Source organism: Spirosoma soli (assembly GCF_042684525.1).
In the GTDB taxonomy this organism is placed as follows: domain Bacteria; phylum Bacteroidota; class Bacteroidia; order Cytophagales; family Spirosomataceae; genus Spirosoma; species Spirosoma soli.
This window is the reverse complement of record NZ_JBHULN010000022.1, coordinates 34,906-57,849: the sequence shown is the minus strand read 5'-3', so window position 1 is coordinate 57,849 and position 22,944 is coordinate 34,906. Positions and strand designations below refer to the sequence as shown.

18 protein-coding genes are annotated in these 22,944 nt (G+C 48.1%); 11 read left to right on the top strand and 7 right to left on the bottom strand.

Features of this window, described 5'->3' with window-relative positions; genetic code table 11:
- The first annotated feature begins 41 nt into the window (after window positions 1–41).
- Window positions 42–995, top strand: a complete 954-nt coding sequence (locus ACFSUS_RS25015) for a glycosyltransferase (RefSeq protein ID WP_381527042.1) — start codon at window positions 42–44, stop codon at window positions 993–995.
- A gap of 51 nt (window positions 996–1,046) precedes the next feature.
- On the opposite strand, the gene ACFSUS_RS25010 is transcribed toward ACFSUS_RS25015, so the two are convergent.
- The 3 genes from ACFSUS_RS25010 to ACFSUS_RS25000 all read right to left on the bottom strand — a co-directional run bounded on the left by ACFSUS_RS25010 (window position 1,047) and on the right by ACFSUS_RS25000 (window position 4,117).
- On the bottom strand, window positions 1,047–2,231 hold the full coding sequence (locus ACFSUS_RS25010) for a lycopene cyclase family protein (RefSeq protein WP_381527040.1): 1,185 nt from the start codon (window positions 2,229–2,231) through the stop codon (window positions 1,047–1,049).
- An 86-nt stretch (window positions 2,232–2,317) separates the two neighbouring features.
- Entirely contained in the window at window positions 2,318–3,196 is an 879-nt protein-coding gene (gene lipA, locus ACFSUS_RS25005; RefSeq protein WP_381527037.1) for a lipoyl synthase, read from the bottom strand.
- A gap of 135 nt (window positions 3,197–3,331) precedes the next feature.
- Complete coding sequence (locus ACFSUS_RS25000) at window positions 3,332–4,117, bottom strand: hypothetical protein (RefSeq protein WP_381527035.1); 786 nt, start codon at window positions 4,115–4,117, stop codon at window positions 3,332–3,334.
- A 177-nt stretch (window positions 4,118–4,294) separates the two neighbouring features.
- Here ACFSUS_RS25000 and ACFSUS_RS24995 point away from each other — a divergent pair, with 177 nt between their 5' ends.
- Window positions 4,295–4,723 carry an OsmC family protein gene (locus ACFSUS_RS24995; protein ID WP_381527033.1) on the top strand — a complete coding sequence of 143 codons (429 nt, stop codon included), beginning with the start codon at window positions 4,295–4,297 and terminating at the stop codon, window positions 4,721–4,723.
- A 162-nt stretch (window positions 4,724–4,885) separates the two neighbouring features.
- On the opposite strand, the gene ACFSUS_RS24990 is transcribed toward ACFSUS_RS24995, so the two are convergent.
- The gene (locus ACFSUS_RS24990) at window positions 4,886–8,581 is read right to left on the bottom strand and encodes an NPCBM/NEW2 domain-containing protein (RefSeq protein ID WP_381527031.1); all 3,696 of its coding nucleotides are present in this window, start codon (window positions 8,579–8,581) and stop codon (window positions 4,886–4,888) included.
- A 406-nt stretch (window positions 8,582–8,987) separates the two neighbouring features.
- Here ACFSUS_RS24990 and ACFSUS_RS24985 point away from each other — a divergent pair, with 406 nt between their 5' ends.
- Complete coding sequence (locus ACFSUS_RS24985) at window positions 8,988–9,509, top strand: 2'-5' RNA ligase family protein (protein WP_381527029.1); 522 nt, start codon at window positions 8,988–8,990, stop codon at window positions 9,507–9,509.
- Window positions 9,510–9,555: 46 nt separating this feature from the next.
- Here ACFSUS_RS24985 and ACFSUS_RS24980 read toward each other — a convergent pair whose 3' ends face one another.
- Together ACFSUS_RS24980 and ACFSUS_RS24975 are read right to left on the bottom strand one after the other, a co-directional pair.
- A complete protein-coding gene (locus tag ACFSUS_RS24980) occupies window positions 9,556–10,911 on the bottom strand; it encodes an NAD(P)/FAD-dependent oxidoreductase (protein WP_381527027.1) in 1,356 nt (451 codons plus the stop codon).
- Between the two features lie 193 nt (window positions 10,912–11,104).
- Window positions 11,105–11,347 (bottom strand): TraR/DksA family transcriptional regulator, encoded by a 243-nt coding sequence (locus ACFSUS_RS24975; protein WP_381527025.1) that lies wholly within the window; start codon window positions 11,345–11,347, stop codon window positions 11,105–11,107.
- A gap of 290 nt (window positions 11,348–11,637) precedes the next feature.
- Between ACFSUS_RS24975 and ACFSUS_RS24970 the strand changes: the two genes are divergently transcribed.
- Window positions 11,638–12,105 (top strand): GNAT family N-acetyltransferase, encoded by a 468-nt coding sequence (locus tag ACFSUS_RS24970; RefSeq protein ID WP_381527022.1) that lies wholly within the window; start codon window positions 11,638–11,640, stop codon window positions 12,103–12,105.
- Window positions 12,106–12,137: 32 nt separating this feature from the next.
- Here ACFSUS_RS24970 and ACFSUS_RS24965 read toward each other — a convergent pair whose 3' ends face one another.
- Window positions 12,138–12,950 (bottom strand): hypothetical protein, encoded by an 813-nt coding sequence (locus ACFSUS_RS24965; protein WP_381527019.1) that lies wholly within the window; start codon window positions 12,948–12,950, stop codon window positions 12,138–12,140.
- A 174-nt stretch (window positions 12,951–13,124) separates the two neighbouring features.
- Between ACFSUS_RS24965 and ACFSUS_RS24960 the strand changes: the two genes are divergently transcribed.
- From ACFSUS_RS24960 to ACFSUS_RS24930, 7 genes are all read left to right on the top strand, one after another.
- Window positions 13,125–13,556 (top strand): hypothetical protein, encoded by a 432-nt coding sequence (locus ACFSUS_RS24960; protein WP_381527017.1) that lies wholly within the window; start codon window positions 13,125–13,127, stop codon window positions 13,554–13,556.
- 287 nt (window positions 13,557–13,843) lie between these two features.
- Window positions 13,844–14,632: a FecR family protein gene (locus ACFSUS_RS24955; RefSeq protein ID WP_381527015.1), complete on the top strand. Its 789-nt coding sequence runs from the start codon at window positions 13,844–13,846 to the stop codon at window positions 14,630–14,632.
- 37 nt (window positions 14,633–14,669) lie between these two features.
- The gene (locus ACFSUS_RS24950; RefSeq protein ID WP_381527013.1) at window positions 14,670–17,846 is read left to right on the top strand and encodes a SusC/RagA family TonB-linked outer membrane protein; all 3,177 of its coding nucleotides are present in this window, start codon (window positions 14,670–14,672) and stop codon (window positions 17,844–17,846) included.
- A gap of 40 nt (window positions 17,847–17,886) precedes the next feature.
- Window positions 17,887–19,590: a RagB/SusD family nutrient uptake outer membrane protein gene (locus tag ACFSUS_RS24945; RefSeq protein ID WP_381527010.1), complete on the top strand. Its 1,704-nt coding sequence runs from the start codon at window positions 17,887–17,889 to the stop codon at window positions 19,588–19,590.
- Window positions 19,591–19,784: 194 nt separating this feature from the next.
- Window positions 19,785–20,723, top strand: a complete 939-nt coding sequence (locus ACFSUS_RS24940; protein WP_381527008.1) for a sugar phosphate isomerase/epimerase family protein — start codon at window positions 19,785–19,787, stop codon at window positions 20,721–20,723.
- Window positions 20,724–20,730: 7 nt separating this feature from the next.
- Complete coding sequence (locus ACFSUS_RS24935; protein ID WP_381527006.1) at window positions 20,731–21,474, top strand: 3-keto-disaccharide hydrolase; 744 nt, start codon at window positions 20,731–20,733, stop codon at window positions 21,472–21,474.
- A 70-nt stretch (window positions 21,475–21,544) separates the two neighbouring features.
- Entirely contained in the window at window positions 21,545–22,870 is a 1,326-nt protein-coding gene (locus ACFSUS_RS24930; RefSeq protein ID WP_381527004.1) for a Gfo/Idh/MocA family protein, read from the top strand.
- Window positions 22,871–22,944: the final 74 nt, after the last annotated feature.

The window sequence follows — 22,944 nt, the reverse complement described above, 5'->3', positions numbered from 1 at the left end:
AATTACTCTAACAATGCTTTAGCTGCGTTCGTAAGACTTGTATGCGTAAACTTAACATCCTTATCTGGCACATTCACGGAGCCTACTTAACTGCCATTACACAAACCCAGCACAACTGGTATTTACCTAAAAAAGAAGACAATCCAGAGGGGTATATAGGCCGAGGAGTCGGTTCATCAATGCCCGACTACGTTCGCGAAGTACCCGCCAGCGATGTGAAGAATTTAAAGCTGGATCTGATTATTTTTCAAACTCCTCAGAACTATCAACAGGATCAGTTCGACATTTTATCCGCCGAGCAGCGAAACCTGCCTAAGATCTACTTACAACACAACAGTCCGGAGCCTCATCCGACGGATTCGCGACATTGGGCCGCCGACGATCCAAATCTGCTCCTTGTTCATGTAACGCATTACAACCGCCTGATGTGGGATAACGGAACTACCCCTACCACCGTTGTGGAGCATAGCGTGGCCATTGATCCAAACCTGCGCTACGACGGCAGCCGCGCCGAGGGTATTTTTGTGGTGAATGAAATGAAACGCCGTGGACGCATGGCGGGCTTCGACCTTTACAACTCGCTTCGTGACAAAGGTTTACCACTTACAACGGTCGGAATGGGATCGGCCGAGATTGGCGGCATTGGCGAGATTCATTACACCAAGCTTCATCAACGCGTGGCTGAGTACCGGTTTCTGTACAGCCTGATGCGCTACAGTAGTTTACCGCTCGCTGTTATCGAAGCCCTGACCATTGGCATGCCAGTTGTTGCCCTGGCTACTACTGAGGTACCAACTGTGATTGAAAACGGCGTTCATGGATTCATATCCAACGATCCGGAGAAGTTACGCCAAAACATGCAGTTTTTACTTGATAACCCTGACGAAGCCCGGCGTATGGGTAACAATGCTCGTAAATTAGCGGAAGAACGCTTTAGCCTAGCCCGCTTCATTAATGCGTGGAACCGTGTTTTCGAAGAGGTAGTGGGGTCTTAGCTTGCGGTTGCAGGTTAGTGTAACCGTTAACCCTTAGCTTAAGACAGACGGCTATCCAACTATTTTTCTTCGCAGCACGTCAAAAAACGCGGAGGTAAACGCCCACCAGGGCATAGTGGTAAATAAGCGCAATTCGTCAATGAAACGCGTATCCTCGTCTAAAAATCGAAATGCCGTAGCTGGACGGTTCCTTGAAAACATACGCGTAAAAACATCATCGGCGGGGTGTCGGTGTTTTTCTAGAACGTTCAGTAACACACTGTCATACAGTTTAAACCGACCTAAGAACCAGGGCAGATGGCGATTGGGTTTACCCGTTTCGGTCAGATTTTCTACAATTGACCGCAAATACCGTTGTGTTCGCTGAAACGTGTAGCCCGTTGAGGGTTTAGTGTAGCCACCTGCCGTGCCGATCCGGACAATGTGCTCCGACGGATATTCGTGCGTGGTTTCGTCGCTCATTGGGATTACCCCCATTTCAGTTTCACAAATCTGGTACGTGCCAGTATCAAAAAACCGGCCAATATACTGACGCAGACTAGTGTCGTATTCATCGTCAGCTAAGAGCTTATCATTGAATATTGTGTATTCGACTAAAGCTGTTTGTGCGTCAAATGGCATGACATACACAAACCGACAATCTCCCTGCTGATCAACCCTAAAGTCCATAATTTCGGGGCGGGTGGGGTCAAAACATTGCTTTTCGGCTTTGATAACCCAGCCCTTAAAATGCTGTAACAGATTATGATTTTCAGGTTGGTCGAGCTTTAAAGCAAACGTACTGTCAAATACATAATCAGCTATATACGGCTCATCATCAGCAATCACAAAGCCACCTTGTGGGGTGTCTTTAATTCGGTTGATCGTGACTTGCTTCTGTTCAATGTTAGGCCATTTTACCAACTCATTCTGCACAAACTCGTAAAAGTCAATACCCCGCAACATCTTATAGCGATACTCTCCCATGTCGAGCGGTCCGGCGTGGGTAGTACCATGAAAGCTGACAGTGTTCCATTTTCGAAACAGGATAGCCTCAAATGGATTAGGAGCAGGTGAACCCGAACCAGCCTGTGCCGCTTCCCGTTCCCAGAAGCACCACGTCCGGTCGTTACGATTCTTTTGCTCGCGGTCCAGAATCAGAATCGAACGGTCACGTAACGAAGATTGAGTGAAGTAGTAAGCCAGGCTTAAACCGGCCATGCCCCCCCCTGCAATGATGAAGTCATATTTTTTCATTCAGCAAACAAAAAGTCTGGGCGGCTGTCCAGACTTTCATACTAAAATAATCGTGAGGCTTAAATGTTTGCAATTCAGTTGCAATCTTAAACGTTAACGTGCTTTTCAGCATGGTAACTTGACCGAACCAACGGCCCCGATTCAACGTATTTAAGTCCGCGATTAAGTCCTTCTTCTTTATACATAGCAAACGTATCGGGATGAATCCACTCAATCACTTCATGGTGCATTTTGGTTGGCTGGAGGTACTGCCCTAATGTTAGAACATCTAGTCCATTTTCCGCTAAATCATCCATTGCTTTGAACACCTCGTCATGGGTTTCGCCTAGACCAAGCATAATACCTGATTTAGTCCGCTGACCGTATTGCTTTGTACGCCGAATCTGCTCTAAGCTACGATCATATTTTGCCTGAGGCCGTACACGGCGATAAAGCCGCTCAACAGTTTCCATATTGTGAGATACTACTTCCTGGCCAGCTGAAATCATCCGTTCGAGTGCCTCCCAGTTTCCTTTCGTATCGGGAATGAGCGTTTCGATAGTCGTTGTGGGCGACGCTTCTTTAATGAGTCGCACTGTCTGATACCAGATCTCAGCTCCCCGGTCTTTCAGTTCATCGCGATTGACCGACGTAATGACAGCATGCTTAACCTTCATCAGCACAATGGCCTCGGCTACGCGACGAGGCTCGTCGGTATCGTATTCGTTAGGGCGGCCGGTTGCAACAGCGCAGAATGTACAGCTTCGGGTACAAACATTTCCCAAAATCATAAATGTGGCCGTGCCAGCGCCCCAGCACTCTCCCATGTTAGGGCAATTGCCACTCTCGCAAATTGTATGGAGCTTGTGCTCGTCTACTAACTTACGAACTTTGGCATACTCGGGGCCGATAGGCAATTTAACACGCAGCCAATCGGGACGTTTCTTACGTTGTTGTTCGGAGGGTATTACAGGTAGTTCGATCATGGCTCCTCAATCCTTTCCAACAAAATTCGTTTTTGGGATGTAAAGTTCAGAGTCAGCCAACAGTAATCAGCCAACAGCGAACAGTGTCGTGATAGACTACTCTGTTCGCTGTTGGCTGATTACTGTTGAGTGTAATTATTTTTTGCTGCCGAAGAATAGCGTAAGGTAAGCTGATGTAAAGAAATTCCGATTGCCATCTTCGCGACTTCTTGTGGGATCGGTGTTAGGAATGATTAGCACTTTATTGGGGAAAGCCTCTGCCAAGAAGCCAATTTCAACACCGGTTGTATTATTTCGGAAAGCGCTCAATTCAAAGCTAAGAGCTGCCTTTACGTTTAATCCCACGGTCAGCTTTGACTGACCTAAGCCCTGAAAGAAACCACCTGCTCCTGTAACAGATTCGCCAGAAGATGTCGTCAATCCGTTCACCTCCGAAGCCGGAACAGAACGGGTTGAATTGGCATACGTCACTTCCAGGTAATACGGCTTTATAATACCGATGGATGGCCCGGCAGCCAGAATGCCACTTACGGCGATTCCTTCGTCGGCACTGCGTTGAAACAGTTTTACCTCCCGACCATACTGAGGCCGTAGCACAAATAAGTAATTTTCTTTACCCTCAATGAAACGGGAGCCAACCGAGTTAAGCGACGATTGAATCTCCTTGGGGTGTTTTACATTGACCAGTTCAACGCTCAGGTACCGGTACTGCGGCAAGCCAAACAACGAGCCCGACAGCATTTTTGACTGGCGAAAGGAAAAGCCTCCAATGATGCCGGAGTTTGTATTGGTTGTAATACCAAACGTGGTTATAGTTTGGTAATTATCGTCTTCACTCTCAGTATTTTGTGCCTGAACACTTTGCCCAGCCATAAGCAAGCCGCTTAACACCAGCCCGACTAACACGTATATCGTTCGCATATTCGTAAAATTCTGAAATAAAGCTAGTCTTTTTTACTAATCTTCACAAAATCACGTATCACTATTAGCGTAACCAATTCATTATTTATATGTTTGAAGAGACAGTTTGTAAGTTAGGTAGCCAGCTGATAATGACGCTCAGCTTACTTACTACTTACGAACCTAACTACTTTTTTCATGGCTACAATTCACATTGATTACCTGGGTGATTTACGCACAGACTGTATTCACGTGCAATCGGGCACCCATATTAATACCGACGCCCCTACGGACAATCAAGGCCGGGGCGAAGCTTTTTCGCCAACTGATCTGGTGGCAAACGCTTTGGGTAGCTGCATCATTACAACTATGGCCATCTTTGCCCGACGAGACGGTATTGAGCTAAAAGGTAGCGCCCTGGATGTTACCAAAGTTATGACGAGCCAACCACCCCGGCGTATCGCTCGTATCGAAATTAATTTGACGCTACGAGCCACTCCCATGCCTGACGACAAGACTCGCGCTCGTTTGGAAGAGATCGTTCATACGTGCCCCGTGGCTATCAGCATCCACCCCGATATCGAACAAGCCGTAAGTCTACGTTGGGAAGAGTCAGTAACTGCGTAAAAAAATACCAGTATAGCATTAGTACAGCAAGTTTACTGTATTGTCAACTGATCCAAGCCTCTACCAATAAAACCTTCTGGTTAGTCGTTCGCCGTTTGGGTGGCTTATGACTACGCCAGAAGGTTTTGCTTACCTAAGCTTAGGTTTCTCCTGTTGGAGCGCTTATTCAGCAAGAATTATTTTTCGAGTCGTTCGTCGATTTCCCTGGATTAAGTTCAGTACATAAACACCCCGTTGTAGATTACTCACTGGCAGTTTGATTAGGTTTTCGCCCTGCATTGCGGGCTGCGACAGCCAAATGACGGATTGAGCAGCACCATTCACTAATTGCACCATAACATTACTGGCAACATGAGTATGATACCGTATTTTAAGCTCATCGCGAGCCGGTATTGGATAGACCTGCAGAGTAGATTCTGGGCTCAGTTCTTCTGCAGCGGCTACCCGTCCACTACCAGACCCTATTAGTCGAGCCCCGGCCCAGTCGGCATGATCGCACATGCTGTTGTCACCTCCGTCTGTAACTACTAATCGAAGCGTTCGTTTGCCCGATACATCCAGGCTAACCGACTTAGTCGCGGTAGTTGGGTCCATACGACCACTGTTGTAGACGAGCACGTTGTCAACGTACACTTGAAATTCGACCGAGCCGCACCCGCTGCCGATTTCGTCATCAATGCCTATGTCTGTAACAAAGGTCGTGTACCTACCATCCAGATTATAGGTTATATCGGATGCTGCGTGTACGCCCAAACCTTTAGCATAAGCCACCCCGTTCAGAATTATAGAACGACCATCACTGCTTCCCGATTCGCCGTTACTTCGGTCTTTTTCGGCAGGTCCGTATCCGTTGTTCATACTAACCCACGATAAGTCGGATAAATAGGTAACGTTGTTACTTACTGCTGCGCGTTCGGGTGTTACGGCCGGAAATAGCCGCCCCTGAGGCACAATTTGTTGAGCCTGGCCTGAGTAAGACCACAGTAGTTTGGCCACTGCGCCTATACTACCTTCGAAATATTCCAGTTGGATCGTGTATTTCTGGTTAGCCGTCAGTGCAATCGATACGCTATTGTTCGTTGTAGGAGCATGGCCATTCCAGTCATTAATAACTTGAACACCGTTTACCCAAAGCCGTACCCCATCGTCGGTAGTGGTGCTGAATACATAATTGCCCGTTACTGGTGCCTGAACCTGTCCCGTCCACCGAACCGAGAAATTATCGGTGTTAATAACACCCGACGCCGGTGAGCCCGTGCCCCAATCGAAGTTTACGGTTGCATCGGTTCGGGTTAGCACGGGAGTTCCACCTAAGGATATGTTGTTGTAATATTCGGCTCGCAACCCCGTGCCCGTACCGGTACCGGCCGGCGGTTGCTCGCTCGCGATTCGATAAAAGGCACTACTGGGGATGTCCTGCTTATCAAAACCAGGGCCACTGTATCTGAGGATCAATACCTGTCCTCCCCCCCCTTGCAGAAAGCCGATTGTCAACGCATGTTTACCAGCTTTCAAACCTATCGTGCCCGAACGCTCCTGCTCACCATGCAGTCCATCATTGTTGACAACCTCAGTTGTGCCAATATAAAGCTTACTGCCATCATCAGAACTCGTGTAAAAAGTATACTGACCATCGGCAGGTACGTTTATGAATCCGGTGTAGTTGATACTGTACTGACTATCCCGATTACGTATTGATACGTCGGCATTGGCAACAGTTCCCGTCTTCATGGGCGTCATAGCGTTGAAGTTAGGTAGTGCATTCCAACTGCCTTCGTAATAACTGTAATTCAATCCGGCCACTACGTTAGTTGGGTTTTCTGGTTCACGTAGCGGAGCAGCCGGTGCATCGGCTGTTGGCTTCAATAATACCAGAGCCGAAAACGCTGGAACTTCGATCTGACCACTGTAAACATTATTTCGCGCATCCCGATACGTACCATCCAACGAAACCTGATTGGCATTTCCGGTTTCATTGTAAAGGAATTTGATGTAATCATCGGGGTTGGCTGAGTTATTTTTAGAAGTGACCGGACTATTTTTCGAGTTCATGTCTTTTCCATACTTACTTTGCCATTGTGCCAGTGAGAGATCGGCTCCCACTAGTTTGTCCCCGCTCTTATATACAGCCCTGATTTTATACACATCTTCGAGCGGGCGGGCATATACATTGTCGGCAAACTGGCCAAAGCTGCTTAGGTCGTCCTGATTCGACTCATACTTGACGTTAAACTGGTTCGATAATCGACTCACAAAAATGTTGCTCTGCACCACATTATTCCGCGGTGAACACGCGCCAGGAATGTCGGTGATAGCCAGTTGGCCTTCGCCGTTGTTATACACCGTGTTCTTAGTGACGGACACGTTAGAAGAACCGTGTAGATAGATACCCAGGCCCCGGCAGTTAAACACCGCGTTGTTCGCCACCTCAATGTTAGTTGTGCAATCGTCCAGATAGATACCGTTGGCTCCCGAGTAGGCCCCGCCCGGCGTTCCTTCGGGCGCTCCAATGCCGTTATATACTACGTTGGATAGGATACGAATACCATTCATGGCCTGCTTGTTGCCATTCCATATATACAGGCCTCCTCCATCGCTTTTAGTGAGGCAATAATTAGCAATTCGATTGCGCTCCACCGTAGAGTTAGTTGAAAAATTGATTCCATTATAACCAACATTCTCAACTACGTTATTTTCAATAAGCGCATTGGCGGTGCTGAACGATTGAAAGGCAATGTACGTCCCATCGTCGTTTTTACCCCGTCCGGGCAGCAGGCCAATCCGCTGGATGGTATTCCCCCGAAACGTAAAATTTTGGTACTGACCAATTGTGAAGCCATTATTGTTTACGTCCTCAATCCGGCAGTTCTCAACAAGCACATTAGTCCCCGAGCCGGCGATAGTCATCCCATCTTCGCCCGCATTTGTAATCTCAGCATCAGAGACGGTTAAGTTGGCGCTATTGTCCGCCAGCAAACCCGTATTCAGGGTTTGCGTAAGTTGCAGATTCCGAAGGGTGACAAAATTTACCCCCAACAATTTGACGGCTTCGGCAAACGCCGTTGCCGTTATCTGCTGCGTATTGGGGTTGCTTTGGTCGTCGTAGAGCCGGATGGTTTTAGTGGCAGCGTCGTAATACCATTCGCCGGTTTGGTCAAGCGTAGCGGGGTGCTTTTGAATAAAGAATCCCCAATTATCGGTAGGCTGGTAACCAGAATTGTAATTGATTGACAACGAGTTACCCTGCTGTTGCGTAATGGTAGCTCGATTGATGATCCACTGCACGGGTCGAATGACAGCCTCGCCACCCGTAAAATTCATCGGCAGTGATTGCTGGCTCGTGATCTGTGCATTACCAGCGTGCGATTGCACGGTTAGGTAGCCTTTGTTCGATGCGTTAAGATTTGGATAACGTCCTAACGGCAAGCTAGAGTTGTTCCGGTATACACCCGTTACCTGACTGCCACAAGCCGGACAGTCTGCCTGCCACACATTATTGCCGATGTTAGTCCAGTTGCTGATAATGACGGCTCCACTCAGCACAGGTTTGTTTCCTGAGCCATAGGCATCGATACTAATTGGTTGGTTCACCGAACCCGATTGACGAATTTGTAGGCTGCCCCGAAAGGTATCACCTCGTTGAAATAACACACGGTCACCCGGTTGTAGAGCCAGGCTGTTCACTTTTGCTAACGTCTGGAATGGCACACCCGCCGAAGTTCCGGTATTAGCATCATTACCCGAGTTAGCTACGTAATAAGTGGTTTGCCCGTAAGATAGTAATGCCCCGTTTGTGAACAACAAGCCAAGTATGCCATGACGAATTAGCACCGAAGAGCTTTTAAGTAGTTTTTTCATTTTAGGTAGCTACAAGTGCGATTCTTTTTTTAAACTGGCTATAAACACTCATACGAATCAAAAGTGTTTATTTTGTTTAAAAATAGTAAACTTGTAACTCCTATAGATTAACTAAATGATAAATTATTTACTTATATAATAAATATATTGAATGATTATAAACTATTATAACAATAAGTACATAATTGCGGTATTACATTATAGAATTCGCCAACATAGAAGCTACTAATTAGCTACTAGCTGGCCCATAACGGGTTGTATAACAGTTAGTTTTGATATCATACTTATGGAACAGCTTTGCCAATACTTCATAGAATTTAGCTAAACAATCGGACATCTTTCCAGCTCTTATTACCTGAGAAGATTCAATCCGACGATGAAGTCTGGCAACGAAAAATTGTATTTCATGGCACTGTTACCTCACTCCATAATTCAGGATGAGGTGACAACCTTCAAGCAGGAAGCTTTAGAAAAATTCGGGTCGGGGCATGCGCTCAGGTCGCCACCGCATATTACGCTACTACCTCCGTTTCGGAGCAATCAAACGGATTTCTCAGCTTTACAAGCCTTTGCCAGTACACAACAATTAATCGAAGTAGCACTAAGCAACTTCGATCGATTCGGCACCCGCGTAATTTTTGTAAACGTGTTGGCTGAACAATCGTTAACCGACTGCCAGCAGCGGTTAAGCACGTTTTGCGCTGAACAATTTGCCATCCCTTCCGACCCGCGCCCTTTCCACCCGCACATGACTGTTGCTTTCAAAGATTTGAAGAAAGCCGTATTCCCACAAGCCTGGGCCTACTTTTCCGAAAAAACGTATGAACGTCTGTTTACGGCTACCGCAATAACGCTGTTGATACATACCGGACAACGGTGGGAAATTCAAGAGGAGTTTCCTTTCGATCATCCGAAGCCGCTTGTTTAATCAGCTTTCGGAGATGCACTTTAGCAATAAACTGACCGATCTAGAGCTAACGGTCAAACAAGCTAAACAGCCCTTTTTTCGCTTTCATGCCGACCACCGGCTGGTCAGGATGCTCGGCATTATATTGAGCAACAATCTCTTTCTCGTATTGCCGAAAAAACTCGGGGTCAAAGTTGGCTAAAGGTAACCGTTCCAGCACAGAACGAATGGGGGTAGCCTCAGTAATCCATTGGGCCCATACCTCCTGCCGCTGCCTCATGCCCAAGGCATTCATACCGGTCACTGCCCCCGAATCGGTGCGGTAGTTGATCCTTAAAGCGATCTTACCAGAGCTGTGCTCCCAATAAAACGTTCGTTCTGGACCGTCGTCGGGTAAGAAATTGGCTACATCACCGTAGGTTTGATATTCAATATCAAAAAATTTTGCAGAGTTAAAGAAAACACCGGGTCGATACGGTGTTCGTTGGCCGGCAATAGTTTGGGCCACAGTTTCGCCCATAATACGACCAGAGTACCAAATCTGCTCCACAGACTTTCGGCCTTTGGGAGGTATCCGATGCTGCACACAGTCGCCGATAGCGTATACGTCGGGCAGATTTGTTTCCAGATACTCATTTACCAGAATACCACGATCGGTCTCCAGACTGGTGTTCCTTATAAAACCAATTGCTGGACTCACCCCCACTGCAACGCCAACAAATTGCGCCGGAATTTCTTCTAAACGTTCAGACTTTCCAGTTCTGCTTTTAATTGACTTAACCCGCCCGGTACCATCATCGCAAACCTCCACTAGTTCAGTTTCGACTCGTACGTCTACCTGGTGTTCACGAATGTGGCGCGTCACCAGCGCTGATTCTTGAGCCGGTAATACGCTACTCCAGAAGCTTTTTTCGCGCACCAGAAACGTAACGTGAATACCCCGGGATAACAACATTTCGCACAACTCAATGCCAATTAGCCCACCTCCAATAACCACGGCTTGCCGAATGTCTTTCGTATCAGCCTCCATTTGGTCGAGGTCAGGTTTCCCATATAGTCCCTGGACACCCCGCAGATGTTGCCCTGGCCAACCCGCAAAATTAGGCTGCGAACCCACAGCCAGAACAAGACTATCATACGTAATGGCTCCGCCTTCCCAACGCACCGTCTTGGCCAAGAAGTCTACTTCCTTAACGTATTGACGCACTAAATCAATCCGGTTTTTCGGCCAGAACCAATCCTCATACGGTTTAGTATGCTGGAACTCAAGGTGGCCCATGTACACGTACATAAGTGCTGTACGGGAATAAAAATGGTCGGTTTCGGCCGAAATAACCGTAATGCGATCATTGGTACGTTTACGAATCTCCCGAGCTGCCGTAATGCCTGCAATGCCGTTGCCAAGAATGACGATATGACGCATAAGTTCAGTAGTGAACGGAGGCAAAGCTACTCACCTTACGTTGATGAAAAGTATGATGATGCTTTACCGAGCCAAAATACGTGATTGTAAAGCAAAGTTTACCAGGCTGCTCAGGCTAAATGTAGCCCAGGCCTACCATTAAAAAGCCGTCCTCAATGAGGACGGCTGTGCCAAGGTCGAGGTATATATTGGGTTAGTTTCGCTTCTCGCGCGTCATCGAGAGCGACGCACCTGTGCCACGGCGAGCCTGCATCTTCTGCAACCGGGCCGCATCTTGCTGCGAAACAATTTGAAGGGCAGAATACTCCGTTTTGCCCGTAATAAGCGGAAAACCGGCCACCCGCTGCGCCGACGAGCAGTGAACACACGTCTTAGCCGTTGGCAACGCTTTCAATCGGGCTTCGGGAATCAGATTACCACACTTTACACAGTACATAACGTTGATTGGTTGGTTATCTAAAAAACATCATTTGAGTACATAAAGTGCAATTCCACCAATCAATTCCGTATAACTAAGTCACTGTTCTACAGTTTATTACCAATAAAAACAATTTATATTTTAGCCAGTAATACGGTACCGTATTGTTGGCTAAAATCAGTTGATATAAGTCATTTAAAACCTTTGAGAAGCGCCTGACGCGGCAGTTATTGTGGCATGTTTACAAGGATTTGCCGTTTTACTTCTCCAATGCTATTTTGAGCGTTCATCTATCTGGTTTGTCTACAATGAACCCATCAATACAAGAAGGCATTTTTCCTGTTTATCCTGAGGACCACCCGAATTTGTTACGTATTTGGGAAGCCTCTGTCAGAGCAACGCACTATTTCATTACAGAAAGCGACATTCAGGTGTTTAAGCCTTTAATTCTCGATCAGGCGTTTCATGCAGTAAACCTGTTCTGCATGCGCGATTCTACCAATACTATTGTAGGTTTTTTGGGAGTCCATGATAGCAAAATTGAGATGCTATTTATTGACCCGCTCTGGCGTGGAAGAAGTGTTGGGCGTCAATTGCTTACCTATGCCGTTGAGACGTTGGGCGCTACCGAGTTGGATGTAAACGAGCAGAATGAGCAAGCGCTTGGCTTCTATCAGAAATTTGGCTTTACTATTACGGGGCGATCCGCTTTAGATAGCCTGGGAAAACCCTATCCGCTGCTCCACATGCGGTATTCATATGCACCCCCTTTGTAAGGCACCTCACCCGCCGTGTTGCAGCGAAACAGTTATTTTCTCTGGCGTCGGTGACGCCAGGTTTTGATATCCGCCGTTAGGTTTTCCAGGAAAAAAGACGGTCCCACCGATATATAGAAGCCCGTGTAATTGATTTGACTTCTGGGTACATCCCGCTTGAGAATGAAGCGGTAACCCGTTAAGACGTTGAACCCAAACCAATGAAATGGCCGCAACCACCGTAGATTGGGAAACTGATAGGCAGCTGCTACACCCACGCCCGCTGGAATAAACACGCCCCGAGCCACTTCATGTTCGTTGGACGGATCATCATTCCGCTCGTAGCGCGAGTGACCGTACCCCAACTCAAGGGGCAAGCTAATTTCAAATGATTTTTTACGTAACAAATAACGTTCGTAATAAAGCGTCACAATGCGCAAATGCCGGGTAACAGATGCCGACGTATTGGGCAGTAGCCCCGGTCGATCAAGATGCTGATTGACGAAATAAAAGCCCGCACCCGCCTTAAAACTGGCTAACCGCCCTCCTTGAAGTGCCTTACGCTCATGCCGAGCGGGAAACAAAAAGCCAGCTCTTATTCCGTATACACTAATGGGTATGCGCCGATTCTCTTCGTTACGTGTATCCTTGAAAAAGAAAAAACGCTGGTCGGTAGAAGCCGTGAATGTCAGCGAAGTAGGTTGGGCAACGCGTACGGAGTCAGGAGAACGAACCGGTTCTTCGGGCGTAACAGTTATTCGGGTTGGTTTTTCTACAGACGCCTTTGCTTGTGCACATACCGATACCTCAGTGCTGACCCAAATGGTACAGAGTATCAGTAAACGCCACAGACAAAAAAAACTCATAATTTTCATACCGTTGATGAAGACATAACGTCTTATGGCAGTAATGGTTATTACCAGCTTCTTTGGAACAATCAGGAATTCATCTTATTCTGGCCAGGGCAGCCCTTCATAAATCAGGTAACTTTTGGCTAAACACCTGGTTTATGAAGGGCTATCACTAACTAAAAAAACGCTATGGCCACTAAATCGAAGGATGGGGCAAACCCCAAAGGCAATTACGACAAGCCTGATCTGCGCGAAAAGCTCAAGGAAGAAATAAAGGCCGGCGATAAAGGCGGCAAGCCCGGCCAATGGAGTGCCCGTAAGGCTCAGCTGCTAACGCACGAATACGAAAAAGCCGGAGGAGGCTACCTTAGCAACGAGCGTACTGAGTCGCAGCAGCACTTGTCTAGCTGGACAGACGAAGAATGGCAAACTTCGGATGGTAAACCGGCCGACCGCGAAGGGGGTACAACACGCTACTTACCTAAAGAGGCCTGGGATAAACTTTCGCCAGCCGAGAAAAAAGCAACGAACGCAAAAAAGAAAGCAGGCTCGCGGGCTGGGAAACAGTTTGTAGATAATACCGTAAAAGCAAAAGAAGCTCGAAAAGAAGCGAGTAAGTAACGATTGCTTTTATTGCCCACCATCAGCTACCGTAGATTACCTATAGCCGCTATTTTCAGAAATAAACTCTGACATTTGAGCAAGTTGTTGACAGGTTCATCTTAACTTTTTACTGTCTTTAGTCACAACATTTATAAAATTATTTACAATATAATACATCAAAAATTCTTAAAAAGAAGGGTATTGTCGAATTATACTCATGCTGAATTCCCCTCCATTTTAACCTTAAGTGACATAAGTAGAAGTGCTTAAACCCTACTCTTTTAGGGACATAGTCGCCTTAAACTGTGTCCTATAAACCCTATTCTACTTATACAGCCGAGGAGTTCGCCCTCGACGACCTCTTTGTCCGTTGGGTACAACACCCCAACGACGAAGAGGTTGTGGCGTATTGGCAGAATTGGCTTGCTCAGAACCCGAATTGCCAGGATACGATTGAGGTAGCCCGTGAAATCGTTCGAGAGGGTGGTCGGCCAGCGCTTCCTGCCTTGTCTAACGATGAGATTTCGTCAGTGTGGTGGCGCATCCGCGAATCACTCCAAACCATGGAAGATGTTCGTCCGCTTCAACCGGATGTTCGAACTGTGGTAGGATGGTGGTATTTTATACGAACCCTGGCTGCTGTCTTGAGTGTGGTGTTACTGCTGGGCTGGGCCTTATGGATGCAATATGGCCCTGATCAATCTATACGGACCGTTAGTACAGGCACTAACCAAACCCGTTTAATTCGACTCCCCGACAACTCAACGGTTACGTTATACGCTAGCAGTAAGGTGCGTTATGCCAGTCGGTGGACAGATGAAACTCCGCGAGCTATATGGCTACAAGGTGAAGCCGACTTTGCCGTTACCCACCGGAATGACACGTCTTCGGCCCGTATGTTTCGGGTGCATACCAACAACCTGACGGTTGAAGCAGTTGGCACCACGTTTCGGGTGCGTCAGCGCCACGAATGCACGCATGTAGCCCTCAAAACGGGCCAGGTTAACTTACTGCTCAACAAACAGAATCCTATCCGGCTTAATCCCGGCGACTCCGTCGAGGTAGAAGCAGGCAACGTACAGCCATTACCTTAGTTTTCATATACCTGTTTTTTCTAAACCTATACATGTGATGCTTACAACAATTACGCAACCGCCACGGCGATCGTGGCTTCCTATTCTTGGCTTAACGGCGCTCGCCTTGATTGGCCAACCGGCCTTTAGTACGCCTTCAATTGATCCGCCTAAGACGGACAACCCAGCCCAAGAGCGTACGGTCACCGGAAAAGTAATTTCTAGTGACGACAACAACCCGCTCCCCGGTGTTAACGTCGCCGTCAAAGGAACTACCCGGGGCACGACAACCGATGCCAGTGGTAATTACCGGATCAGCATTCCTAATGACCAGGCTGTGTTGGTATTCTCATCCGTAGGTTTTGTTTCTCAAGAAGTTGCAGTGAGCAACCGCTCAACGATTGATGTGAAAATCATTGCCGACACTCGGGCGCTTAACGAGGTTGTCGTCGTGGGCTACGGTACGCAAAAAAAGAGTCAGACCACCGGGGCTATCTCGTCGGTTACCTCCAAACAGATCACCGAAATGCCCATCACGAACCTGGGCCAAGCCATCCAGGGCCGGGTGGCAGGTGTCGATGTGGCGCAGTCGGGTAGCCGCCCTGGTGCTGTCCCCACCATTCGGGTGCGGGGCCGCCGGTCGTTCAACGCCGGGAACAATCCGCTGTATGTAGTCGATGGAATTCCCCTCACGGGCGACCGTAATGAACTGCTGTCAAGTCGTCCATCTATTTTAGGATCGACAATGGATTTTGTGTCGGCTGGTTATGAAGACTTTAACCCGAACGACGTAGCCTCGATGGAGATTCTGAAGGACGCCACCGCCACAGCCATTTACGGCGCACGGGGCGCCAACGGGGTCGTGCTGATTACGACCAAACGGGGAAATACAAATAACAAAACCACGATCAGCTACGACAATTACGTGGGGGTTACCGACGCGCTGGACAAAATTCACTTGTTCAACGGAGCCGAGTTTACCGAGTTTGTGCGGGAGGCTTATCGAACAACGGGACAGTACACAGACGCGACCGGAAAATTGGTGCCGACGGGTGTATCCGATCCTGTTGCCGATGCCAAAATTCCGGTCTTAGGGGGCGACCCCAACGTTGCCGCCGGGATTGCTGCTGGACGAAGCTCCGACTATCAGTCCCTAATCTTACGGCAGGGTTTTCAACAGAACCACTCACTGGGCATTCAGGGCGGTAATGAAAAAACGCAGTTTTATATTTCTGCCGGCTATTTCAAGGATAAAGGTATTTTGCCAGGCTTAGATTACACCCGTTATTCGCTACGGGCGAACGTTGACCACCAAATTAACAAAATCTTCCGGGTAGGCCTCTCGTCGTACTTCATGTACAGTTTGCAGAACGGAGCGAACCTGAATCCCTATAGCTCTACGCTTCAGCAAAACCCGCTGGGGCGGCCTTATGACGACAACGGCAATCTGATCTTCTTTCCTACTAACGACGCGCTGCTTACCAACCCGCTGGCTGAGATTGTACCGGGTGCCCAGGTCGACGAGCGGAAAAAGTACCGAATTTTTAACAGTGTTTACGCCGAAGCAAACATCATGGATGGCCTCAAGTACCGAGTCAATTTCGGCCCCGACTTTTCCCTCCGGCGCGACGGGCGGTTCATTGGTGCGCAAACCAACGCTCGCAAAGGGGGCGACCCACAGGCGGCTTCTAACAGCCAGTTTGGATTTAACTATACACTCGAAAACATCCTGACGTATAACAAGACGTTCGGCAATCATAACTTAGGCATTACGGCACTCCAGTCGATTCAGCGCGACAACTTCGAGTACAATAACATTCAGGTCCAGGGTGTTCCAGCCGAGTCGCAGTCGTTCTACAATGAGGGGAATGCAAGTTCAGTGTTAGGCGTGGGGAGTAATCTGATTCAATGGACAATCAATTCGTACATGGGCCGGATTAACTACGACTATAAAGATAAATACTTAGTGACGGCTACGTTGCGTCGGGATGGATCAAGCCGATTTGGTGAAAACACTAAATATGGTAACTTTCCGGGTATCGCCCTTGGTTGGAACATCAGTAATGAAGACTTCCTGAAAAATGTTTCCTGGATCGATCTGCTGAAGTTACGGGTTAGCCGGGGCTCGGTTGGCAACCAGGGGGTAGCTCCTTATCAGACACAGGGGTTATTAGGACGTACGGTTTATGCCTGGGGAAACAACCCCGCCTTCGGCTATCGTCCCAACACCATTGGTAACGCAGACCTGCGATGGGAAACCTCAACTTCTTCCAATGTTGGCGTAGACTTCAGCTTATGGCGCGGGCGGGTATCGGGTTCGCTCGAAGTGTACCAAACGAATACCACAGACTTACTTTTATCAGATCAGTTACCCACTTCCACTGGCTTCAACGCCGTGACGCGTAACATCGGCGAGACGCGCAACCGGGGCGTCGAAATTACGGTATCGACAGTGAACGTGAACACCAAAGGCGGATTTAAGTGGACCACTGACTTACAGTTTACGAAGAACAGTGAAGCCATCATATCGCTCTACAACGGGGCAGTTGACGACATAGGCAACAGATGGTTTATTGGCAAGCCGCTTACGGCCTACTACGATTTTAAAAAGATTGGTATCTGGCAAACCTCGGAAGCCGACGCGGCAAAAGCTTTTGGTAATTTCATACCGGGCCAGGTTAAGTTAGCCGATATCGATGGCGATGGAAAATTTTCGGTTACCAACGATCGGACATTCTTAGGATCTGACATTCCAAATTTTAGCGCCGGGATCACTAACCGCTTTAGTTACAAAGGGTTCGACCTGAACTTTTTTATCTATGCCCGCATCGGTCAGACCATTCTGAGCGGTTTCCATCAGAACAACAACGCCCTGGCCGGCCGCTACCAGCAAATCAAGGTCGATTACTGGACACCCAATAACCCGACCAACGAATTCCCGCGCCCCAACGCCAATCAAGAGTTCCCACTGTATAATACAGCGCTCATTTACTTCGATGGCTCGTTTGTGAAAGTACGGAACATCAACTTCGGATACACATTCCCGGCCAGCATTACCTCAAAACTCCGCCTGCAGTCACTACGACTGTTTACCAGCATCCAACAGCCGTTTATTTTCTCGACTTACCGCTCGAAATACAACGGAGTTGACCCTGAATCGTCGAATGGAACGGTCGATAATGGCATTGTGCCAGCTACTCGTATCACCACCTTTGGCCTGAATGTTAAATTTTAATTGGTAACGGATACCTTAAAAACTAACGACTCATTTTTCAATGAAAAAGAAATTCATAACTAATAGCTTCCGGGTAGTGGCGCTGACAGCTTTACTGCTTAGTGGCCAGTCTTGTAAAGATATCCTGGATGAGCAGGTCATCTCCAGCATTGGGAATGACTACATTAATACGCCCAAAGGTTTTGAAGATGCGACCCGAGCTGCTTACTCATCGTTGCGGAACTTCTACGCCAGCGAACGGGGCCTGACAATGACTGAATACGGCACCGACATTTACCAGGCTGGAGCCGACGGCAGCTACAAAGGATTTCACTTCTACGATAGTCAGCTAAACAGCTCTTACGACATCATCCAGCAAGTTTGGGAAGAGCTGTACCGGGGTATCAACACTTGCAACGCTGTTATCGAACGCGCCCCATCGACGGCGGGCGTCAGCGATGCGACCAAAAAACTGCGGGTAGCTGAAGTGAAGTTTCTGCGGGCACATTATTACTTCATTCTAACTCAGCAGTTTGGGGGGATTGACCTGCGGCTGACCGAAACGCTTGGGCCTACGAAAAAAATTACCCGGGCCACGGAGACTGACATGTATAAGGCTATCGTTGCAGACCTAGAAGCAGCTATTCCGGACTTAGACCCTAAGATTCGCTCAAATGACTACGGGCGGGCTACCAAGGGCGCTGCCGAACATTTACTGGCTCGTGTGTATCTGACTAAAGCTACATCGTCGGCAAAAGCGGCCGACGACTACGCGAAAGCGGCTACTCTGGCTCAAAGCGTAATTAATAATTATGGCTTCAAGCTTTTACCCGATTTTGCAAGCGTATTTGCCCAGGGTGCCGGTGAAATCAACGACGAGGTCATCTTTGCTGTTCAGTATACGTCCGACCCGTTGACCAACATCAACTCAGCGAATACAAACAATGGCGACGGTAACAAACTGCATTTATATTTCGGGATGCAGTACGACGTGCAACCCGGTATGAAGCGCGACGTTGCCAATGACCGCCCCTTCAAGCGGCTCCGCCCAACGACCTATCTGCTCGAAACCGTTTTTAAAGACCGGGTAAACGACTCGCGTTATAAGAAAACCTTCAAGGACACGTGGTATAGTAACAATCCCGGCACAAATCTGAATACCTCTTTCGACAACAGCAAACCTAAAATAACGCTGAAAGCGGGTGATACAGCTATCTACATTCCCGGAGTTGAATGGACACTGGCGCAGCGAGCCGCTAAACCTTATCAGGTTCTGACGCCTAGTCTTTACAATGCTGCGCTGTTTCCAACCTTACAAAAATTCCTTGACCCATTACGTCCTGATCTAACCTATGAACAGGGTAGCCGCGACTATCTGGCGTTTCGCCTGGCAGAAACGTATCTGATTCTGGCTGAAGCTCAGTTCAAACAAGGCAAAATACAGGAAGCTACTGATGCAATAAACGTAGTACGTCGCCGAGCTGCTTTTCCAGGAAAAGCAGCGGCCATGGAAATTACAGCCGCCCAGATGGATATGAATATGATCTATGAAGAGCGGGCGCGCGAACTGGCTGGCGAACAAGTACGGTGGTTTGACCTAAAACGTTGGGGGAATCTAGTAGAACGGGTTAAGCTATATAACCCAGATGCCGCTGCAAATGTAAAAGAAACCAATAACCTTCGGCCGATTCCACAAACACAGATCGACCGCACCGAAAAAGGGGCCGATGGAGGCTCAGGTTTCCCTCAGAATCCGGGATATTAATAATCGACTGATTATAATGATCAAAAAGGCGTAAGAGGGTGCCATCCCGCTTACGCCTTTTTTACAGCAGGTTATAAGTAGAAATGGACCAGGTAAGCTTTTATACATCAGCTTTTAGCGCCTAAACGCTTCTCTTTCACCGTCAGTTACCATAGTCGCAATAGTCGACTTTGCTGACCTATCCTGAATTCACTATGCAAAATTCTGTTAGCCGACGACAGTTTCTTACTACAGCCGGTTTATCGGTGGTGGCCGTAGCTGGGGCTCATAAGCTCTTCGCTCAATCAGCCCTAGTGAATTCGACAAAAAAAGCCAGTATGCAGATCGCTTACTCGGCGATCACCTGGGGCGGAAACGATGCCCAGGCCATTGCCGATATTGCTGCCTTGGGCTACCGGGGTATCCAGCTTCGGGCCAATACGTTTGGCCCTTACAAAGCAAAACCCTCTGAGTTGAAAGCCTTACTCGACCAGCATAAGCTAACGCTGGCCATGTTTTCCAGCGGCAATGTTGAGATTGACCCGGCCAAAGAACAAAGCACAATTGACATGCACGTAGCCCATGCCAGTTTTGTAAAAGCCCTCGGCGGTTCGTCGATTCAACTGACCAACTCGGCGCGGCCCAAAGACCGGCAACCAACCACCGAAGAGCTAAAACGCTTGGCCACCGTCATGAACGAGATCGGCAAGCAAACCGCCGACCTGGGTGTTCAGGCAGCTTACCATAACCACATGAACCAGCTCGGCGAAACACCCGAAGAAGTGGATGTGATTGTGCAAGCCATGAATCCAAAATACTGCAAACTCCTGCTGGACATTGCTCACTACCGACAAGGCGGAGGGCAACCCGAGAAGGCTGTAAAACAGTATAAAGATATTCTTTACGCTCTGCATTTGAAAGACACGATGTCTCCCCTACCCGACAAGCCCGATAATCCGAAAGCCTACAAATTTGTAGAGCTGGGCCGAGGGAACGTAGACGTCCCGGCAGTATTCAAAGCCTTAAACGACATTAAGTTTGATGGCTGGGGCATTGTTGAATTAGACGGTGTCCCCGAAAAAGACAAAACGGCCGCTCAGTGCGCCCAGATCAGCAAAGATTATATTACCAAAACGCTTAATTATTCTTTATAAAGCAAGCATGAAACAATTACTGCTTACCGGGCTACTACTAACTACACTGCTGGCGGCTGAAAAGCCGCAAACGCCAAATACGCTTACTGACAAAGAAAAGAAAGACGGCTGGAAACTCCTCTTCGACGGTAAAAGCACGAGTGGATGGCGGGGTGCTTACAAGGATAAGTTTCCGGAGAAGGGCTGGAACGTAGAAGATGGTACGCTCACCATTCAGAAATCGAACGGTTCAGAGTCAGAAAGTTTTGGCGACATCGTTACCAACGATGAATACAGCGATTTCGACCTGATGTTCGAATTTAAGTTAACCGAAGGCGCCAATAGCGGAGTTAAATACTTTGTGGTTGAGAATTACCCAAAGCCTAAAGGTTCGGCGTTTGGGCTTGAATTTCAGGTATTGGATGATGATAAACACCCGGATGCAAAACTCGGACGTAACGGCAACCGGACGGTTGGCTCACTGTATGATCTTATTCCTGCAAGCGGCAAAAAAGCCAATCCAATCGGTGAGTGGAACACGGGCCGTGTGGTATCAAAAGGAAAGCACGTTGAGCACTGGCTCAATGGGAAGAAAGTTGTTGAGTACGAACGGGGCAGCGAAGCCTTCCGCGAGGCCGTTGCCATGAGTAAATACAAGGCTCCTGAATACAACGCTAATGGCCGCTTTGGCGAAGCAGCCAAAGGGCATATCTTACTTCAGGATCATGGCGACCGCGTATCGTACCGAAATATTAAGATTAAAACGCTATAAATACGTTAGACTCTCCTGTCTACGTCCTTATTGCTATGTTTACTACTTATTAGATAACAGCATCAAAATCATGGAAAACCGTCGTGAGTTTATAAAAAAATCTGCACTTGCCGGTCTCGGCATGAGCTTCTCCGCGAGCAGTTACGCCCGCATCATCGGCTCGAACGAGCGGGTTCGGGTCGGCATTATTGGCTTCTCGGACCGCTTCCGGCAGTCATTGGCTCCCGCGTTTGCCGGCCACATGAAAGATCAGAACTTCGCCTTTGTGGGTGTGTCGGATATATGGAGCCGCCGTCGCGATGAAGCCGAAGCGTTCCTGAAAGGTAAAAGCTGGAACGACTCTTCTTTTTTTAAAGCCCGTAACAACGACGAACTCCTAGAGCGTAAAGATGTTGATGCCGTTATCATCAGCACCGCCGATTTTCAGCACGCGCTGCACTGCGTAGATGCGGTTGAGTCAGGTCGTGATGTTTACGTAGAAAAGCCCTTCGCCGAATCGCTTGACGATGCCCGGAAGGCGGTCAAGGCCGTTGAAAAATCAAAGAAGATTGTGCAGGTCGGTTCGCAACGTCGTTCGGCACCCAACTACCACGCAGCGAATGAATTCATCCGCTCGGGTAAGTTCGGCGACATTTCTATGGTTGAAATGACCTGGAATGTTAACCAGCCTGGCCGTTGGCGCCGGCCCAAATTAGTGGCTGAAATTAAGAAAGAAGATACTGACTGGAACCGCTACCTGCTGAATCGTCCTAAGGTTGACTGGGACCCACGTAAGTATCTCGAGTTCCGTTTGTTTTATCCCTTCTCATCAGGCATTCCTGGCCAGTGGATGTCTCACCAGATTGATACGGTGCACTGGTTCAGCGGCCTCGATCATCCACGTAGTGTAGTAGCAAATGGCGGTATATATGTTTGGAAAGACGGCCGGGTTAATCCGGATACCTTCACTGCCGTCTTCGATTACGGCCCAGATAACGATAAGGCTAAAGGTTTTCAGGTTTTGTATTCGTCCCGGATGCATAACGAAGCCGGTGGTACTAAAGAATATTATTACTCAAATGGTGGTATGATTAACCTCGACACCAATAAAATTACGTCTGAGGGTGGCTTACAAGCCAACGCAGCTAAGGAAATGGGTATGCAGGCCAACCTGCTACCAGATATGTCGTTAGCTAGCGGACCAAAACAGGAAACAGGAGCCAACACGGGCGCCGATCCAATGACTTCGTTACACATGCTGAACTGGATGGAATGCGTCCGTAGCCGCAAGGAACCAAATGCGCCAGCTCGGGTTGGCTTTAACCACTCAGTGGCCAACATTATGGCTACCATGGCTTATCAAACAGGTAAACGCGTCACCTGGGACTCTACGAAACAAGACGTTGTAGTGAGTTAATCCAGTGCCCGATAAACGTAGTCAGTAAAAAGGTGCAGTGGTGATACTACTGCACCTTTTTACTGACTACGTTT

Excerpts from the sequence above, each read along its gene's own strand:
- ACFSUS_RS25015 (WP_381527042.1), top strand. The coding sequence starts at position 42 with ATGCGTAAACTTAACATCCTTATCTGGCACATTCACGGAGCCTACTTA.
- ACFSUS_RS25010 (WP_381527040.1), bottom strand. The coding sequence starts at position 2,231 with ATGAAAAAATATGACTTCATCATTGCAGGGGGGGGCATGGCCGGTTTA.
- lipA (WP_381527037.1), bottom strand. The coding sequence starts at position 3,196 with ATGATCGAACTACCTGTAATACCCTCCGAACAACAACGTAAGAAACGT.
- ACFSUS_RS25000 (WP_381527035.1), bottom strand. The coding sequence starts at position 4,117 with ATGCGAACGATATACGTGTTAGTCGGGCTGGTGTTAAGCGGCTTGCTT.
- ACFSUS_RS24995 (WP_381527033.1), top strand. The coding sequence starts at position 4,295 with ATGGCTACAATTCACATTGATTACCTGGGTGATTTACGCACAGACTGT.
- ACFSUS_RS24990 (WP_381527031.1), bottom strand. The coding sequence starts at position 8,581 with ATGAAAAAACTACTTAAAAGCTCTTCGGTGCTAATTCGTCATGGCATA.
- ACFSUS_RS24985 (WP_381527029.1), top strand. The coding sequence starts at position 8,988 with ATGGCACTGTTACCTCACTCCATAATTCAGGATGAGGTGACAACCTTC.
- ACFSUS_RS24980 (WP_381527027.1), bottom strand. The coding sequence starts at position 10,911 with ATGCGTCATATCGTCATTCTTGGCAACGGCATTGCAGGCATTACGGCA.
- ACFSUS_RS24975 (WP_381527025.1), bottom strand. The coding sequence starts at position 11,347 with ATGTACTGTGTAAAGTGTGGTAATCTGATTCCCGAAGCCCGATTGAAA.
- ACFSUS_RS24970 (WP_381527022.1), top strand. The coding sequence starts at position 11,638 with ATGAACCCATCAATACAAGAAGGCATTTTTCCTGTTTATCCTGAGGAC.
- ACFSUS_RS24965 (WP_381527019.1), bottom strand. The coding sequence starts at position 12,950 with ATGAGTTTTTTTTGTCTGTGGCGTTTACTGATACTCTGTACCATTTGG.
- ACFSUS_RS24960 (WP_381527017.1), top strand. The coding sequence starts at position 13,125 with ATGGCCACTAAATCGAAGGATGGGGCAAACCCCAAAGGCAATTACGAC.
- ACFSUS_RS24950 (WP_381527013.1), top strand. The coding sequence starts at position 14,670 with ATGCTTACAACAATTACGCAACCGCCACGGCGATCGTGGCTTCCTATT.
- ACFSUS_RS24945 (WP_381527010.1), top strand. The coding sequence starts at position 17,887 with ATGAAAAAGAAATTCATAACTAATAGCTTCCGGGTAGTGGCGCTGACA.
- ACFSUS_RS24940 (WP_381527008.1), top strand. The coding sequence starts at position 19,785 with ATGCAAAATTCTGTTAGCCGACGACAGTTTCTTACTACAGCCGGTTTA.
- ACFSUS_RS24935 (WP_381527006.1), top strand. The coding sequence starts at position 20,731 with ATGAAACAATTACTGCTTACCGGGCTACTACTAACTACACTGCTGGCG.
- ACFSUS_RS24930 (WP_381527004.1), top strand. The coding sequence starts at position 21,545 with ATGGAAAACCGTCGTGAGTTTATAAAAAAATCTGCACTTGCCGGTCTC.